Origin of the sequence: Luteitalea sp. TBR-22, from assembly GCF_016865485.1 — a bacterium.
Classification (GTDB): domain Bacteria; phylum Acidobacteriota; class Vicinamibacteria; order Vicinamibacterales; family Vicinamibacteraceae; genus Luteitalea.
Genome location: NZ_AP024452.1, coordinates 3,992,911 through 4,007,564 on the forward strand (window position 1 = coordinate 3,992,911; position 14,654 = coordinate 4,007,564).

At 71.7% G+C, this 14,654-nt stretch carries 15 protein-coding genes; 2 read left to right on the top strand and 13 right to left on the bottom strand.

All coding sequences use genetic code 11. From position 1 onward, the window contains the following. Positions 1-37: 37 nt before the first annotated feature. The 5 genes from TBR22_RS16795 to TBR22_RS16815 form a co-directional block, all read right to left on the bottom strand. Positions 38-502, bottom strand: a complete 465-nt coding sequence (locus TBR22_RS16795) for a DUF2085 domain-containing protein (protein ID WP_239489001.1) — start codon at positions 500-502, stop codon at positions 38-40. Position 503: 1 nt separating this feature from the next. Then, on the bottom strand, positions 504-1,445 hold the full coding sequence (locus TBR22_RS16800; protein WP_239489002.1) for a carbohydrate kinase family protein: 942 nt from the start codon (positions 1,443-1,445) through the stop codon (positions 504-506). 83 nt (positions 1,446-1,528) lie between these two features. Continuing rightward, on the bottom strand, positions 1,529-2,389 hold the full coding sequence (locus tag TBR22_RS16805; protein WP_239489003.1) for an S-methyl-5'-thioadenosine phosphorylase: 861 nt from the start codon (positions 2,387-2,389) through the stop codon (positions 1,529-1,531). Between the two features lie 145 nt (positions 2,390-2,534). Beyond that, positions 2,535-3,485: a methylmalonyl Co-A mutase-associated GTPase MeaB gene (meaB, locus tag TBR22_RS16810; protein WP_239489004.1), complete on the bottom strand. Its 951-nt coding sequence runs from the start codon at positions 3,483-3,485 to the stop codon at positions 2,535-2,537. Further along, positions 3,482-4,621, bottom strand: a complete 1,140-nt coding sequence (locus tag TBR22_RS16815) for an acyl-CoA dehydrogenase family protein (RefSeq protein WP_239489005.1) — start codon at positions 4,619-4,621, stop codon at positions 3,482-3,484. Before TBR22_RS16815 ends, meaB begins: the two co-directional genes overlap by 4 nt. Before the next feature lie 150 nt (positions 4,622-4,771). On the opposite strand from TBR22_RS16815, the gene TBR22_RS16820 reads away from it, so the two are divergent. Further along, positions 4,772-5,257 carry a hypothetical protein gene (locus TBR22_RS16820; protein ID WP_239489006.1) on the top strand — a complete coding sequence of 162 codons (486 nt, stop codon included), beginning with the start codon at positions 4,772-4,774 and terminating at the stop codon, positions 5,255-5,257. Positions 5,258-5,296: 39 nt separating this feature from the next. On the opposite strand, the gene TBR22_RS16825 is transcribed toward TBR22_RS16820, so the two are convergent. The 8 genes from TBR22_RS16825 to dnaK form a co-directional block, all read right to left on the bottom strand. Next, positions 5,297-5,755, bottom strand: coding sequence for a hypothetical protein (locus TBR22_RS16825; RefSeq protein WP_239489007.1), 459 nt, complete (start codon positions 5,753-5,755; stop codon positions 5,297-5,299). After that, entirely contained in the window at positions 5,752-6,261 is a 510-nt protein-coding gene (locus TBR22_RS16830; RefSeq protein WP_239489008.1) for a hypothetical protein, read from the bottom strand. The genes TBR22_RS16825 and TBR22_RS16830 overlap by 4 nt, the downstream gene beginning before the upstream one ends. Before the next feature lie 71 nt (positions 6,262-6,332). After that, positions 6,333-6,884, bottom strand: coding sequence for a hypothetical protein (locus TBR22_RS16835; protein ID WP_239489009.1), 552 nt, complete (start codon positions 6,882-6,884; stop codon positions 6,333-6,335). A gap of 82 nt (positions 6,885-6,966) precedes the next feature. After that, on the bottom strand, positions 6,967-8,097 hold the full coding sequence (gene hemW, locus TBR22_RS16840; RefSeq protein WP_239489010.1) for a radical SAM family heme chaperone HemW: 1,131 nt from the start codon (positions 8,095-8,097) through the stop codon (positions 6,967-6,969). Between the two features lie 2 nt (positions 8,098-8,099). Continuing rightward, positions 8,100-8,969, bottom strand: a complete 870-nt coding sequence (locus TBR22_RS16845) for an ATP-binding protein (protein ID WP_239493498.1) — start codon at positions 8,967-8,969, stop codon at positions 8,100-8,102. A gap of 67 nt (positions 8,970-9,036) precedes the next feature. Then, positions 9,037-9,456: a heat shock protein transcriptional repressor HspR gene (locus TBR22_RS16850; protein ID WP_239489011.1), complete on the bottom strand. Its 420-nt coding sequence runs from the start codon at positions 9,454-9,456 to the stop codon at positions 9,037-9,039. Further along, positions 9,456-10,622: a DnaJ C-terminal domain-containing protein gene (locus tag TBR22_RS16855; RefSeq protein WP_239489012.1), complete on the bottom strand. Its 1,167-nt coding sequence runs from the start codon at positions 10,620-10,622 to the stop codon at positions 9,456-9,458. The genes TBR22_RS16850 and TBR22_RS16855 overlap by 1 nt, the downstream gene beginning before the upstream one ends. 3 nt (positions 10,623-10,625) lie before the next feature. After that, complete coding sequence (gene dnaK / locus TBR22_RS16860) at positions 10,626-12,518, bottom strand: molecular chaperone DnaK (RefSeq protein WP_255665043.1); 1,893 nt, start codon at positions 12,516-12,518, stop codon at positions 10,626-10,628. Between the two features lie 348 nt (positions 12,519-12,866). Between dnaK and TBR22_RS16865 the strand changes: the two genes are divergently transcribed. Next, positions 12,867-14,558 (top strand): DUF6600 domain-containing protein, encoded by a 1,692-nt coding sequence (locus TBR22_RS16865; RefSeq protein ID WP_239489013.1) that lies wholly within the window; start codon positions 12,867-12,869, stop codon positions 14,556-14,558. The last annotated feature ends 96 nt before the right edge of the window (positions 14,559-14,654 follow it).

A 14,654-nucleotide genomic window follows, 5' to 3' on the forward strand; every position in this document is an offset into this window, starting at 1 on the left:
GGGGCGGCCTGAGCGCAGTCGAAGGCCGACCCGGCCGTCACACGTCGGGTGTGCCTGACGCGTAGTACAGCGCCCAGCCGATCACCGCACCGAGGGGAACCGCGGCCAGCGCCCTCAGCGGCGTGCCGGGATTCCAGACGCCCGCGACTTCGAGGGCCCACGTGAGGAGGGTCGGCGCGGCGGCAGCGGCCAGCAGCGCCCGGGACGGCGCGGCGCAGCGCCGCCGGACCAGTGCCGCGCCGACCAGGCCTGCCGCGCCTGCCAGGTACAGGCCGGCGCACCGTCCGCAGACCGGCCAGGGCACACCGTGGGTGTGGAACGAGCGTTCGGGGCGCTGATGACAGATCCGCGCCCCGATCGCGTAGGGCACCGCTGCAGCGATGGCCAGGCCGGTTCCCGGACGCGCGGCGCGCACCGCAGGCGCCCCGAGGATCACGGCGGCCCAGGCGATCGCGAGCACGAGGAGGGCCGCTCGCAGGCGACCAGCGGCCCCGGCGCTCACCCTAGATCGGGCAGGTCCCGCCGAATGCCTCGACGTACCGCTCGCGGAACTCGTCCAGCGTGTAGGCGTGGCTCTGGCCGCCGACGTGCTCGAGCGCGTACGTGGCCGTCACGCTGCCAAGGCGCCCGCACGTCTCCCAGTCGCATCCCATCGCCAGCCCCTTCATGAGCCCGCCGCGGTACGCGTCGCCCACGCCGGTGGGATCGGCCACCCGGCGCTCCGGCGCCACCGGCACGTCCACGCGCCGGCCGGGCAGGTGGATCGACGACCCCTTCTCGCCCCTGGTGATGATCACGGCCTCGGACTTCTCGAGCAGCGCATCGACGTCCAGCCCGGTCTTCTCGCGAATCAGCTCGTACTCGTAGTCGTTGCAGATCACGATGTTGGCGCCCACCAGGCCGGCCGCCAGTTCCGGTCCCTCCATGCGCGCGCACTGCTGGCCGGGGTCGAAGATGTAGCGCAGCCCGAGCGCCCGGCACTCCTCCGCGTACTGCACCATCGCCTTGGGATCGTTGGGCGAGATGATCACCAGGTCGGCATCGCCCACCGTGCGGAACGAGAGCTCGTCGGCGTCGGCCATCGCGCCCGTGTAGAACGACGCGATCTGGTTGTTCTGCGTGTCGGTGCTGCAGAAGAACGACGCGGTGAACTTGCCCGGCACCTCGAGCACCAGCGACGTGTCGACGTTGGCGGCCTCGAGCCACGCGCGGTAGTCCGAGAAGTCCTGCCCCGCGGTGCCCATCAGCGCCGGTCGCTCGCCGAGCAGCGCGAGCGTGTACGCGATGTTGGGCGCGCAGCCGCCGCGCCGCTTCTCCATCTCGTCGACGAGGAAACTGAGGCTGAGGCGCTTGAGGTGCTCAGGGAGCAGCAGCTCCGTGAACGTCCCCGGGAAGGTCATGAGGTAGTCGAACGCGATCGAGCCGGTGACGATGTGGCGAGCCATGTGATTTGAAGTTCGAAGATCGGCAATTGCAGGGGCGAGCCCGTGCGGGCGCAGCCGCAGGCGCGCCCGCGTTCGCTCGCCCGCTAGAAGTACTTCCCCATGATCGGCGCGAGTCGCTGGCGCGTGTCCTCGGGCACCAGTTCGGGGCGCGTGATGATGGCCGTGGCCAGCGCCTGGCCGCAGTGGCAGGTGCGCGGCGTGGTGGCAAGGGCCTCGACGGCGCCGGCGATCACCTGCTGCGCCATCCGCGCATTCTGGTGGAGCGTGTCGATGATCATCTCCACCGTCACGTGGTCGTGGTCGGGGTGCCAGCAGTCGTAGTCGGTGACCAGCGCGATGGTCGCGTAGCAGATCTCGGCCTCGCGGGCCAGCTTGGCCTCCTGCAGGTTGGTCATGCCGATGACGTGCGCGCCCCACGACCGGTACAGGTTCGACTCGGCGCGCGTCGAGAACGCCGGCCCCTCCATGCACACGTAGGTCCCGCCCTTGTGCACCTTCGCCCCCGCGGCCACCGACGCGTCGTGGGCGACCTGCGCCAGGGACCCGCAAACGGGATCACCGAAGGCGATGTGCCCGACGATGCCGTCGCCGAAGAACGTGCTGACGCGGCCGCGCGTGCGATCGATGAACTGGTCGGGGATGACGAGGTCGAGCGGGGCGATGTCCTCGCGCAGCGACCCGACGGCGCTGGCCGACAGCAGGCGCTCCACGCCCAGCGTCTTGAACCCGTAGATGTTCGCGCGGAAGTTCAGCTCCGACGGCGTGATGCGGTGCCCCACGCCGTGGCGCGGCAGGAACGCGACGCGCATGCCCCGGAGTGTTCCGGTGACGTAAGGTCCCGACGGCGCCCCGAAGGGCGTGTCGATCGTGAGTTCGTGGCGGTCGGTGAGTTCGGCCATGTCGTACAGGCCGCTGCCGCCGATGATGCCGATCTGGATGGACATGACGTGACAGGTGCAGCGCGCCGCGGCCCGGGATCCCCGGCGCCCGTGGCGCCCGCCAGCGGCGGAAGGCCGGCCGGCGCGAACACGACATGATGGGGGCGTGGCCCGGCGCTTGTCCACTCCGGGCCCGGCCGGTGGCCGGCGGTCAGCGGCCCGCCAGGGCACGCGCGAGCACGAGGGCTGCGGCCGCGTGTGGGTCGAGGTCGCGGCGCGCCACGCGCTCCACGAGGGCATCGAACTCGCCGGGGTGCAGCACGGCCTCGTCCAGGCGCGCCAGGAACCCGCGGATCAGCAGGTCGCGGACGCGCAGCGCGGCGCGTTCGCGGCGCCGGGCCTCGGCCAGCGCCCCCGCCTGCGCGCGGAAGGCCTCGATGGCCGTGGCGAGCGCCTCGACGCCTTCGCCGGAGGTCGCCGTGGTGCGCAGCACCGGCGGGCGCCAGGCGCCCGACGCGAGCGGGTGCAGCGCGAGCATCGCCTCGACGTCCGCCGCCGCGCGGTCGGCGCCGTCACGGTCGGCCTTGTTGATCACGTACACGTCGGCGATTTCCATCAGGCCGGCCTTCAGCGCCTGGACCTCGTCGCCCGTGCCCGGCACCAGCACGACCACCGAGACGTCGGCGGCGCGCACCACGTCGACCTCGTCCTGCCCCACACCGACGGTCTCGATGAGGATGCGCTCGAACCCCGCGGCATCGAGCACGATCGCCGCGTCACCGGTGGCACGCGCCAGCCCGCCGAGGTGGCCACGCGTCGCCATGCTGCGGATGAAGAGGCCGCGATCCCCGGCGTGCTGCTGCATGCGGACGCGGTCGCCGAGCAGCGCCCCACCCGTGAACGGGCTCGTCGGGTCCACGGCGATGATGCCCACCCGATGGCCCTGCGCGCGCCACCTCGAGGCGAGGCGGTCGACGAGCGTGCTCTTGCCCGCGCCGGGGGGGCCGGTGAGGCCGACCAGCCAGCTGCGTCCCGCGTGCGGATGCAGCGCCGCGATGAGCGGCGCGGCGTCGGACGTCTCGTTCTCGACCAGGGAGATCGCCCGGGCGATGGCGCGTGGGTCGCCCGCCCGAACCCGCGCGATGAGGTCGTCGCGCGTCACGCCAGCAGGTGCCGGGCGATCACCAGGCGCTGTACCTCGCTGGTGCCCTCGCCGATCGTCAGCAGCTTCACGTCGCGGAAGTACTTCTCCGCCGGGTAGTCCTTCACGAAGCCGTAGCCACCGTGGATCTGCACGCACTCCTCCGCGGCGCGCACCGCGACCTCGCTCGCATACAGCTTGGCCATCGACGACTCGCGCGTCGTCCGCACGCCCTCGTCCTTCAGCGCCGCGGCACGGTAGGTGAGCAGCCGCGCGGCCTCGATGGTCGTCGCCAGGTCGGCCAGCTTCCAGCGGATGCCCTGGAAGGTGGCGATGGGCCGGCCGAACTGCTCGCGCCGAAGGGCATGCGCGCGCGCCGCTTCCCACGCGCCCTGGGCCAACCCGACCGAGAGGGCGGCGATGCCGATGCGGCCGGCGTCGAGCACCTGCAGCGTGTTGACGAAGCCCTGCCCCTCCTCACCGAGCAGCGCCTCGGCCGGCACGCGGCAGTCCTCGAGGATCACCTCGCTGGTCTCGCTGGCCCGCATCCCCAGCTTGTCTTCCTTGCGCCCGGCCCGCAGGCCCCTGGTGCCGGCGGGCATGACGAAGGCGGAGATGCCGCGCGTGCCACGGGCACGGTCGGTCACGGCCATCACCACGTACACGCCGGCGATGTTGCCGTGGGTGATGAACGTCTTCGCGCCGTCGATGACCCACTGGTCGCCGTCGCGCCGCGCCGCGGTGCGCATCGACGCCGCGTCGCTGCCCGCGCCCGGCTCGGTGAGGCCCCAGGCACCGAGTACCTCGCCGCGGGCCAGCGGTCCCAGCCACCGCGCCTGCTGGGCAGGCGTGCCGAACATGTGCAGGTGCGCGGCCGCGAGGCCGTTGTGGGCGGCGACGCTCAGCGCGATGGCAGGGTCGACGCGCGCCAACTCCTCGATGCAGATGCAATAGTCGACGGCAGACATGCCCGAGCCGCCGACCGCCTCGGGAAACTGGATGCCCATCAGCCCGAGGTCGGCCAGTTTCGGCAACAGGTCCGTCGGAAAGTGCTGCGCCTCGTCCCATGCACGCACGTGCGGACGCAACTCCCGCTCGGCGAACTCGCGGACGCTGTCCCTCAGCAGGCGCTGGTCGTCGGTCAGTTGCAGGTCCATCGCGGCACGGGTCCGGCCGACGCCGTCGAGCGGCCGGCCGTGGGTCGGAACATGGATGGCGTCTCTGCCCGATGGTAGCGCACCGGGCGCGCGGGCGTTCGGCGTTCGGCGTTTGCCGTTCGAGCGAGCGCCGGCATTCCATAATCCCCCATGCCGTTACTGCTCCGCTGCAGCCTGGTCGCCGGGATGTGCTGGCTCGCCTCCGCGACGCCAGCGCTGGCCGACCTCACGGTCTTCGCCGGACTCCAGAACGCCCCGGTGGTCCGCCCCACAACCGGAATCTCGCTGGGCTTCGGCCTGCTGATGGTCGGCTGGGAAGTGGAGGTCGCGCGCGTCGCGCAGTCTTCCGACGACCTTGCGCCGTCGATTGCCGTCGGCACCGCCAGTGTCTACGTGCAGAACCCCGTGCCCGTGAGTGGCGTGCAGTTCTACGGCATTGCGGGGGCAGGCGCCTACCGCGAGCACCTCGAGCGGCTGTCTCAACGAACCGACGTGCACGCCGCCCTCGGGGGCGGAGCGAAGATCGCGCTGGCCGGCCCCCTGAAGCTGCGACTCGACTACCGGTACTTCCGGTTCCGCGACGCGCGCGCCGCCGACGCCCAGCGGGTCTATGCCGGCCTCACGCTCGCGTTCTGAGACCGCGCACCCGGTTGCGACGCGAACTGCCGACTGCCGCTACCGGACGTTGATCAGGTAGGTGTTGCCTGACGGGTTGGCGGGGTCGAGGGTGGCGGCCAGTTGCTTCTTCAGGGCGGTGGCCTGCTCGGGCAGCACGGCCTCGATGAGCGCATCGAAGCCGGAACGGTCCTGGTCGCCGGTGAGCGCCGAGATCTGCAGGAAGTACATCAGCTTCCCGTCCTGCGCGGGGAGCGACGACCTGTGGATGCGCAACTCGCGCGCCTGCGCCTGCCGCACCTCCTGCGGACTGCGCGCCAGGGCCTCGCGCACTTGTCGGGCGAGCGCCTCGAACTGCGGCGCCTTGTCGGGCATGACGCTGTAGATGACCAGCCACAGGTCGCCCGGCCCGGCCTGGGGCGCGCCTGGCGTCATGGCGGGGGCCGCCACTTGAGGGACGGGCTGAGCCAGCGGGGCGGTCGCGAGCGCCGCCACGAGCAGCGAAGCGGCGTACGTCATGGCTTGGGTGCCGGTGCCGACGCCGCCGGCAGGGGCGCCAGCACGACCGTGAGATTTGACGCCTGCACGGTGGGCTGCACGTGGGCCGCCCGGAACTGCTCGTAGAGCTGCGCCGCCTCGGCGGGTGCAGCCTCAGCCAGCAACCGCGGCACGTCGTACTCGGCATTGGCGACGACCGGATCGAGCAGCGAGACATAGAGCACGCTGCCGTCGCCGAGCGGCGTCGCCTGCTTGAGCACCCGCCAACCGGCGCCCTGCTGGCGCCGGACGGCGTCGTCGCTGACCGCCAACAGGTCGCGCAGGCGCGTCATGACTGCCTCGAAGTCGGCCGTCTTGTCGGCCTTGATGGCATGGAAGACCATCCCCGTCGGTCCGGCCATCGGCAGCGCTGCGGGAACCGCCGGCACCGTCGGTTGGTTGGTGGCCGCCGGAGGCGTGGGCGCCTGCGCCACGGCGGCGGCCGCCATGGCAAGGGAGAGGCAGAGCGTGAGAGCGATGGTGCGCATTGAGCACGAAGACCCCGGCCGGCGCTCGCGCACCGCCGGGGTCCCGGAAAAGACGTTCTCGGAACGCGGGCCTACTGGCCGAGCGTCATCACGTTGGTCAGCGGCACGGCCGCGTTCAGGCCCTTGTCGTTGATGTAGGACTGGAGCTGATCGACGAGCGTCTTGGCCTCGGTCGGGAACACCTCGAACAGCAGCATGCCCGGGCTGTACTCCTGACCCTTCGAGATCGGGCTGACGATCAGCACGTAGTTGATCGTGCCGTCGGCGGCCGGCGAGGTCGCCTTCATGAGACGCATGCCGGCGGCCTGAGCCTTGCGCTCGGGGTTGGTGCTCTTGGCCATCGCGTCCTTGACGCGCGTGAAGAACTCCTCGAATTTGGGGCCGCTGTCGCCCTTGACCGCATAGAACCACACCACCGCGTCGGCGTTGTCGAACGTGAGCTGCGGCTTGGCCGGGGCCGCCGGCGCGGCAGCCGGCTGCTCAGCAGGCTGGGCCGGTTGCGCGGCGGGCGCCTGAGCCGAGGCGGGCGTGCTCACGGCGAGACCGAACATCAGAACGGCAGCCCCGAAGGCCACCCGCGCACCCGCACCACGTACGGCCCGCGCCTCCATCAACGAACGCATAGCGACTTCCTCCGACTCCGAGAACAAGGGGTGGTGAATCCGGCGGCTACTGTACCGTAAGTGGCCCCGGGGAAAAAACCCTTCAGACGAATGCCTGCATCACCTCGTTTGCGAGGAGCATGCCACGACGGGTCAGCCCGATTCGCCCCGGTGTGTGCACGAGCAGGCCCGCTTCCAGCGCCGGGGCGAGCGCGTCTCCGTAGCGAGTCCAGACATCCTGCCCGAATCGTGCCCGATACGCATCCGGATCTATACCTTCGGTCAGCCGCAGCCCCATGAACAGCGCTTCGGCGAACCGGGCCTCGGCGTCCAGATGCCTCGCCTCGGCGATCGGGTCGGCGCCGGCGGTCACCCGCGCCACGTACGCGGCGGTATCGGCAACGTGCTTCCAGCGCCGACCGTCACGCGACCCGTGGGCGCCGCAGCCGAACGCCAACCAGCCGCTGTCGCGCCAGTACTTCAGGTTGTGGCGGCACTCGCGCCCCGGCCGCGCCACGTTCGAAATCTCGTACTGCGCCAGGCCCGCCGCCTCGAGCCGGTCCATCGCCTGCTCGTACATGTCGGCCGCGTCGTCGTCGGCCGTCTGCGACCACTGCTCCCTCGCCATGAGCTCCTGCAACGGTGCGTTCGGGTAGAGCTCCAGCAGGTACAGCGAGGCGTGGTCGACGCCCGTCTCGATGAGTCCTTCTATTGACGTCATCCACTGCGCGACGGTCTGCCCTGGCAGCCACATCATCAGGTCGAGGCTGACGTTGTCGAAGCCGGCCGTCCGCGCCTCGAGCACGGCGGCTCGTGCGCGCGCGGCGCCGTGAAGCCGCCCGAGGCGCTTGAGCTCTTCGTCGCGGAAGGACTGCACGCCGAACGAGAGGCGGTTCACGCCAGCCGCGCGGAAGCCCGCCAGGCGCGCCGCGTCGACCGTCTCGGGATTGGCCTCCATGGTCACTTCCGCGTCGGCCGCGACCCGGAACGCCCCGCGACACGCCGCGAGGATGCGGCCGATCTCGGCCGGCTCGAGCAACGACGGCGTGCCGCCGCCGAAGTAGATCGTGTCGACGGGCGCGTCCTCGGCCTCGCGCGTCACGTGGGCGACCAGCGCGTCGACGTACGCCACCTTGAGCGCCTCGTCGAGGAGGCCGCGGTTGAAGTTGCAGTAGTGGCAGATGGCGCTGCAGAACGGGACGTGGACGTACAGGCCGAGCGGCGCGGTCGTCACGGTCAGCGGCGTGTGCCGGCCCGGCCGCCCGGCCACTTGAGCTCGGGCGCCGCGCTGCCCGGGGCGCGCTCGCCTTCCCGCAGGCGGGCCCGCATCGGGGCGCTCGCCTTGGCCGGCAGCCGCGGGGCGCCGGGCTTCTGGCGCATGCGCCACAGCGCCACCAGGTCGTCCTGTCCGCCGTTGGGGGGCAGCTCGCGATAGTCGGCGCCGTCGAGGTCGAGGAACTCGCACATCTCGTGCAGCCGCGAGCGCATGCGGAAGCCGATCCGGTACAGCAGTGACTCGGGCATCGACGGATCGGGATCGTCGACGTAGTTCGACGTGAAGAGCGTGAGGCGCTTCTCGCTGTAGCGGGTGTTGACGATCAGGTTGAGCGTCTCGTCGACCCACTCGGAGGCCTTCTCGGCGCCGAGGTCGTCGAGCACGAGCACGTCGGCGGTCATCACCGGGCGCAGGACGTCGCGCTCCGACTCGCGCACCAGGGGATCGTACGTGCTGCGGATGATGCGAAGCAGGTCGCGGGTGTCGTAGAAGACGCCGCGCGCGCCCTTCTCCTGCACGAGCATGCGCAGGACGGCCACCGCGAGGTGCGTCTTGCCGACGCCGGGCGGGCCGAGCAGGAACAGCCCGCGGTCGGTGACCGGGTACCGCTGCACCAGGGCGCGCGCCGAGGCCAAAGCGCGCTCCAGCGACTCGTTGCCGTAGGTCAGGAACCCGCCGAAGTCGCAGTGCTGGTAACGGCGCGGGATCCGCGAGTCGACGCGGCGGCGCGAGGCGGCCTGCTGCAGCCAGCAGTCACAGCGCGTGACGCGGCGCTCGCCGTCGCGCACGATCGTCTTCCATCCCGTTCCGTTGCAGAGTGCGCAGGCCACGACCAAGGGATCGGCATGATAGCGCGAAGGCCCCGCGGGGGCAGCCGAACGCGCGGCGAAGGTGCGCTCAGGCCTCGGGATCGCCAGGTGGAGGTGGCGTGCCGGCGGGCGGCACGATGCTGCCGGGGGCACTCTTGACCATGGCAGTGGACAGTCGCTGCTCCCAGTCGCCGAGCCCGCGCACCATTTCCTGCTTGACGTACGCCATGAACTCGTTCACCTCGTGCTGCATCTGCGCCATGCGCTCGCGCAGGTTGAGGATGATCTCGACGCCGGCCAGGTTGACGCCGAGCTCGCGCGTGAGCGTCAGGATGGTCTCGAGTCGCTCGAGATCCTCGTCCGAGTAGAGGCGCGTGTTGCCGTCGGTGCGGGAGGGGCGCAACAGTCCCTCGCGCTCGTACAGCCGCAGCGTCTGCGGGTGGATGTTGTAGCGCTGCGCGACGGCGCTGATCATGTAGAGCGCCTTGCCTGGGCGTCGGGTCGACATCACTCGGCCTGCGTCGGTCGGCCTGCGACCGCGGATTGCTCGGGCGCCACGTCCGCGTCGTCGCCGCGCGTGTCGCCCTGATCGCCATACCAGCCTGCCCGCACGTCCTCGGGATGGAGGCGCGCGAACTCCTGCATCAAGCCGCGCGCCCGCGCGTCGATGACCGGCGGGAGCACGAGCACCACGTCGAGCACCAGGTCGCCGCGGGCGCCGGTGCGCCGCGACGGCACGCCCCGCTCACGCAGGCGGAGTCGCTGGCCCGACTGGATGCCCGCCGGCACCCGCACGGTGACCGGCCCGTCCGGCGTCGGCACGGGCACGCGCGCCCCGAGCACGGCCTCGTGGACCGCGACCGGCAGCGTCATGTGCAGGTCGTCGCCGACGCGGCGGACGCGCGCGTCGGGCGCCACGCGCACGCGGATGCGCAGGTCGCCCGGCGCCCCGCCACGCACCCCGGCATGGCCGGCGCCGGCCTGCACCAGTTCGTCCCCGTCGTCCAACCCTGGCGGCACGACGACGTCGACCGCCGTGGTCGCCTCGTGCTGTCCGTGCCCGTGGCAGCCGTGACAGGTGCGGGCGGTGACCACGCCACGCCCCTGGCACGGTTCGCAGGGCCGGACGAAGACCATGTGCCCGCGTCCGAGGCGCTGCTGGCCGCTGCCGGCACACGCCCGGCACGGCGCCGCCGGGGCGTCGAGTCGCCCGTGGCCGCGACACAGCCGGCAGGCGATGCGACGCGACAGCTCGAGGCGTCGGTTGCCGCCGCGCAGCACGTCCTCGAGGGTCAGCGTGATCTCGGTGTGCAGGTCGACGCCGCGGACCGGCCGGCCATCGTGATGGCCCGCGGCCTGACGGAACACGTCGACGAACAGGTCACCGAACGTCGACGCGTCGGCGCCGTGCATCGCGAGGGAGAAGTCGAAGCCCGCGAAGGCCGGCGGCGCGGCCACCGAGGGGGCCGCCGCGCCACTGGCGTCGTACGCACGACGCCGCGCCGGATCGACGAGCAGTTCGAAGGCCTCGGTGATGGCGGCGTAGCGCCGGGCGGCGTCGGCGTTGCCGGGATTGAGGTCGGGATGCCAGCGGCGCGCAAGGCGGCGGTAGGCCCGCCGCACCTGCGCCTCCGTGGCGTCCGCCCCGAGTCCCAGCAGTTCGTACGGGGTCACGGCTTACTTCTCGTCGACCACCTCGGCGTCGATCACCTCGCCGTCGACGGGCGCGTTTGCACCCGCCTGACCCGAGGGACCGCCGCCCGGCGTGCCCGCCTGCGCCTCGCGATAGAGCGCCTCGGCGGCCTTGCCCTGCACCTGCATCAGCTTGTCGACCGCGCCAGTGATGGCCGCGACGTCCTCGCCCTCGAGGGCCTTGCGCACCCCGGCGATGGCCTCGGTGACCGGCTGCTTGTCGGCCTCGGTCAGCTTGTCGCCTGCGTCGGCGAGCATGCGCTCGGCCTGGTAGGCGGCCTGCTCGGCCTTGTTGCGCGTCTCGATCTGCTCACGCCGCTTGCGGTCCTCCTCGGCATGGAGCTCGGCGTCCTTCATCATCTTGTCGACCTCGTCCTTGCTGAGGCCGCTGGAGCCGGTGATGGTGATCTTCTGCTCCTTGCCGGTCGCGCGATCCTTGGCCGACACGTTCACCACGCCGTTGGCGTCGATGTCGAAGGTCACCTCGACCTGCGGCACGCCACGCGGGGCCGGCGGGATGCCATCGAGGTGGAACTTGCCGAGGCTCTTGTTGTCGCGCGCCATCTGGCGCTCGCCCTGCAGCACGTGCACTTCCACGCTCGGCTGGTTGTCGGAGGCCGTCGAGAAGACCTCGCTCTTGCGCGTCGGGATGGTCGTGTTGCGGTCGATCAGCCGGGTCATGATGCCGCCGAGCGTCTCGATGCCCAGCGAGAGGGGCGTGACGTCGAGCAGCAGCAGATCCTTGACCTCGCCAGTGAGCACGCCGGCCTGGACCGCGGCGCCGATCGCCACGACCTCGTCGGGGTTGACGCTCTTGTTCGGCTCCCGGCCGAACAGCTCCTTCACCAGCTGCTGCACGCGCGGCACGCGCGTCGAGCCGCCGACGAGCACCACCTCGTGGACGTCGGAGGGCTGCAGGCCGGCGTCCTTCAGGGCCTGGCGCGTCGGCCCGAGCGCGCGCTGGAGGAGGTCCTCCACGAGCGACTCGAACTTGGCGCGCGTGAGCTGCAGCGAGAGATGCTTGGCGCCCGACGCATCGGCGGTGATGAACGGCAGGCTGATGTCGGTCTGCATCGTGCTCGAGAGCTCGATCTTGGCCTTCTCGGCCGCCTCGCGGAGGCGCTGGAGGGCCATGCGGTCCTTCGAGAGGTCGATGCCTTCCTGCTTCTTGAACTCCGCGATGATCCACTCGATCACGCGCTGATCGAGGTTGTCGCCGCCGAGGTGCGTGTCGCCGTTGGTCGACTTGACCTCCACCACCCCCTCACCCACTTCGAGGATGGAGATGTCGAAGGTGCCGCCGCCGAAGTCGAACACGGCGATCGTCTGATCGCCCTTCTTGTCGAGCCCGTAGGCGAGCGCGGCCGCCGTCGGCTCGTTGACGATGCGCTTGACCTCGAGCCCGGCGATGCGGCCAGCCTCGATGGTCGCCTGGCGCTGGGCGTCGTTGAAGTAGGCCGGCACGGTGATGACGGCCTGGCTGACCGACTGCCCGAGGTACTCCTCGGCGGCCTGCTTCAACTTCTGCAGCACCATCGCCGAGACCTGCGGCGGCGCCCACTTCTGACCGCCGGCGTCGACGCGCACGTCGTTGCCTTCCTTCACGACGTGATACGGGACGAGCTTCATCTCGTCGCTGACCTCGTCGAAGCGACGCCCCATGAAGCGCTTGATCGAGTAGACGGTGTTCTCGGCGTTGGTCGCGGCCTGGCGCTTGGCCACCTGGCCCACCAGGCGTTCGCCGGACTTGGTGAAGGCGACGACGGACGGCGTCAGCCGGCTGCCTTCAGGATTGGTGATGACGGTGGGTTCCCCACCTTCCATGACTGCGACGACCGAGTTGGTCGTCCCGAGGTCGATTCCAATGACTTTGCTCATGACGTCAGCCCCTCTGCGTAAGCAATGGGCTGGACCTCGGGTTCTCTCCCTTGGCAGCCCTTCATAACAACGGCATCATAAAACCTGCGCGAGGAGCTGTCAACATATGACTGCCATGGCAATTCGCAATCGGACGATTGCCCCTTTCAGGGGCGCGGGGTCGCCGCCGCCCTCGGGAGCCGCGAGCGGCAAGGCCATGAGCCTGCCGCCGACCACGTTCGGATTTCCGATGGCCACTTGCCACCGCGGGTGTTCGCGGGCGGCGTCCCGGCCGTTGCTCATGGGAGAGGGTCCAAAGACTCGGAAGCCGCCCGTCCCCCCAGGACCGTCGCGGCCAGAAAGACATCCATGACGCCCACGCCCTTCGTCCCCGCCACCGCGCTCGCCCTGCTGCTCGCGTGCCCGCTGGTGGGCCTGGCACAGTCCCCCGCCGATCCGGCCGCGCCCCCGGAATCGATCGCAGCCATCAGCGACCCACCGCCCCACCTCATCCGGATCGAGGGCGCGGGGGTGCAGGTGCTGCGCGACGGGCAGCCCGCCACCGCGGTGGCCGGGGAGCCCGTGCTGTTCGGGGATCGGCTCGAGAGCGGACCCGCGTACGCGCAGGTGCTGTGGGGCGACGGCAGCCGCATCGCCGTCGACCGGGGTGCGCGCCTCGAGGCGCTGGCGCCCGACCTGCTGGCCCTCACGGCCGGCCGCGCGCTGGTCACTCGCCCCGCGAGCGCCGCGGCGGGCCTGCGGGTGGATACGCCGGCCGCCTCGCTGGTCCTGACGGCCGGCGGTGAGTACCGCATCGAGCTCGAGGACACGCAGACGAGGGTGGGCGTGGTGCGGGGCCGCGTCGAGGTCCAGACCGGCATGGGCGACCAGGTCGTGGAACCGGGCCAGCAACTCACCCTGAGGGATGGCCTCGCGCCGGGCGCGCCGGTCCGCTACAACGCGGCCGGGTACGACAGCTTCGTGCAGTGGGCCATGCAGCCGGCAGCGGCGCCCCCGACGGGCGCGCCGCTCGACACGTTCGCCGACCCGCGATTCGAAGCCTACAGCGACGTGTTCAACCAGTACGGCTCGTGGGCGACCGATCCGCGGGCGGGCGCCGTGTGGTACCCGAACGTCGGCGTCGCGTGGCGTCCGTACGCCGATGGCTACTGGCAGGCCTACGGCCCGCAGGACGCCTGGCTCTGGGTGGCGCGCGACCCCTGGGGCTGGCCGACGCACCACTTCGGCCGCTGGGACGCCGATCCGCGCGGCCGTTGGTTCTGGGTGCCTGGTCGCCAGTGGGCACCGGCCTGGGTCAGCTGGAGTGTCGGGCCCGGCTACGTCGGCTGGACGCCGTTGGGCGCGCAGGACCGCCCCGTTCGACCGTGGGGCGACTTCGCGCCGCGAGCCGGCGTGTACCCCGGCGGCACGCTCGACCCGGCGCGCGCCTGGACGGTGATTCCGGCGGAGCGGTTCGGCCAGCGTGACCGCCTCGGCGCGTACGCCGTCGATCCCCGCATGATCGAGAACATCTCGGCCTTCGTCACCCAGCGCGTCGGCCCGCCGGTGCGGGCCGCCGGGCCACGCGGCGGCGTGTACGGCGGGGTCGGCCCCGGTGGGTACATGAACGGTCCGAGCCCATACGGCTACCCCGGCGGCACGGCAGTCTACGGCCCTGGCGGGTACTACGGCGGCGTCCGCCCGCGGACCGGCGACGACACCACGCGTGAACTGCGCGGCGGGATTGGCCCCACGCGCGTCGGTCCGGCCTCGCCCGGCTATGGCGGCCCCACCCCGCCGCCCGAGGATCCGTACGAACGTGCGCAGCGCGCGGTCGCCCCGCGCGGCCGCCCGCGCACCGAAACACCGCCTGCCGCCCCGCCGGCCGCCGAGACGCCGTCCTCGCCCCGGCAGCGCACGCCGCCAGCCCCACCGCCGGCGACACCGTCGGCCGACGCCCCGGCGGCAGCACCGCCTCCGGCCGCGCCGCCGGCCGATTCCGCGCCTCCGCCACGCGCGTCCGGCGCCACCAACGGTCGGCGCGCGGTGCCGCGCCCCTGAGGGGGGCCTTGGGCCTTGGGCCTTGGGCCTTGGGCCTTGGGCCTTGGGCCTTGGGCCTGCCGTGAGCCTTGAGCCCTGAGCCCTGAGCCCTGAGCC

Coding starts and splice junctions, on each gene's coding strand:
- TBR22_RS16800 (WP_239489002.1), bottom strand. CDS start 1,445: ATGGCTCGCCACATCGTCACCGGCTCGATCGCGTTCGACTACCTCATG.
- TBR22_RS16805 (WP_239489003.1), bottom strand. CDS start 2,389: ATGTCCATCCAGATCGGCATCATCGGCGGCAGCGGCCTGTACGACATG.
- TBR22_RS16815 (WP_239489005.1), bottom strand. CDS start 4,621: ATGGACCTGCAACTGACCGACGACCAGCGCCTGCTGAGGGACAGCGTC.
- TBR22_RS16820 (WP_239489006.1), top strand. CDS start 4,772: ATGCCGTTACTGCTCCGCTGCAGCCTGGTCGCCGGGATGTGCTGGCTC.
- TBR22_RS16825 (WP_239489007.1), bottom strand. CDS start 5,755: ATGACGTACGCCGCTTCGCTGCTCGTGGCGGCGCTCGCGACCGCCCCG.
- TBR22_RS16830 (WP_239489008.1), bottom strand. CDS start 6,261: ATGCGCACCATCGCTCTCACGCTCTGCCTCTCCCTTGCCATGGCGGCC.
- TBR22_RS16835 (WP_239489009.1), bottom strand. CDS start 6,884: ATGCGTTCGTTGATGGAGGCGCGGGCCGTACGTGGTGCGGGTGCGCGG.
- TBR22_RS16850 (WP_239489011.1), bottom strand. CDS start 9,456: ATGTCGACCCGACGCCCAGGCAAGGCGCTCTACATGATCAGCGCCGTC.
- dnaK (WP_255665043.1), bottom strand. CDS start 12,518: ATGAGCAAAGTCATTGGAATCGACCTCGGGACGACCAACTCGGTCGTC.
- TBR22_RS16865 (WP_239489013.1), top strand. CDS start 12,867: ATGACGCCCACGCCCTTCGTCCCCGCCACCGCGCTCGCCCTGCTGCTC.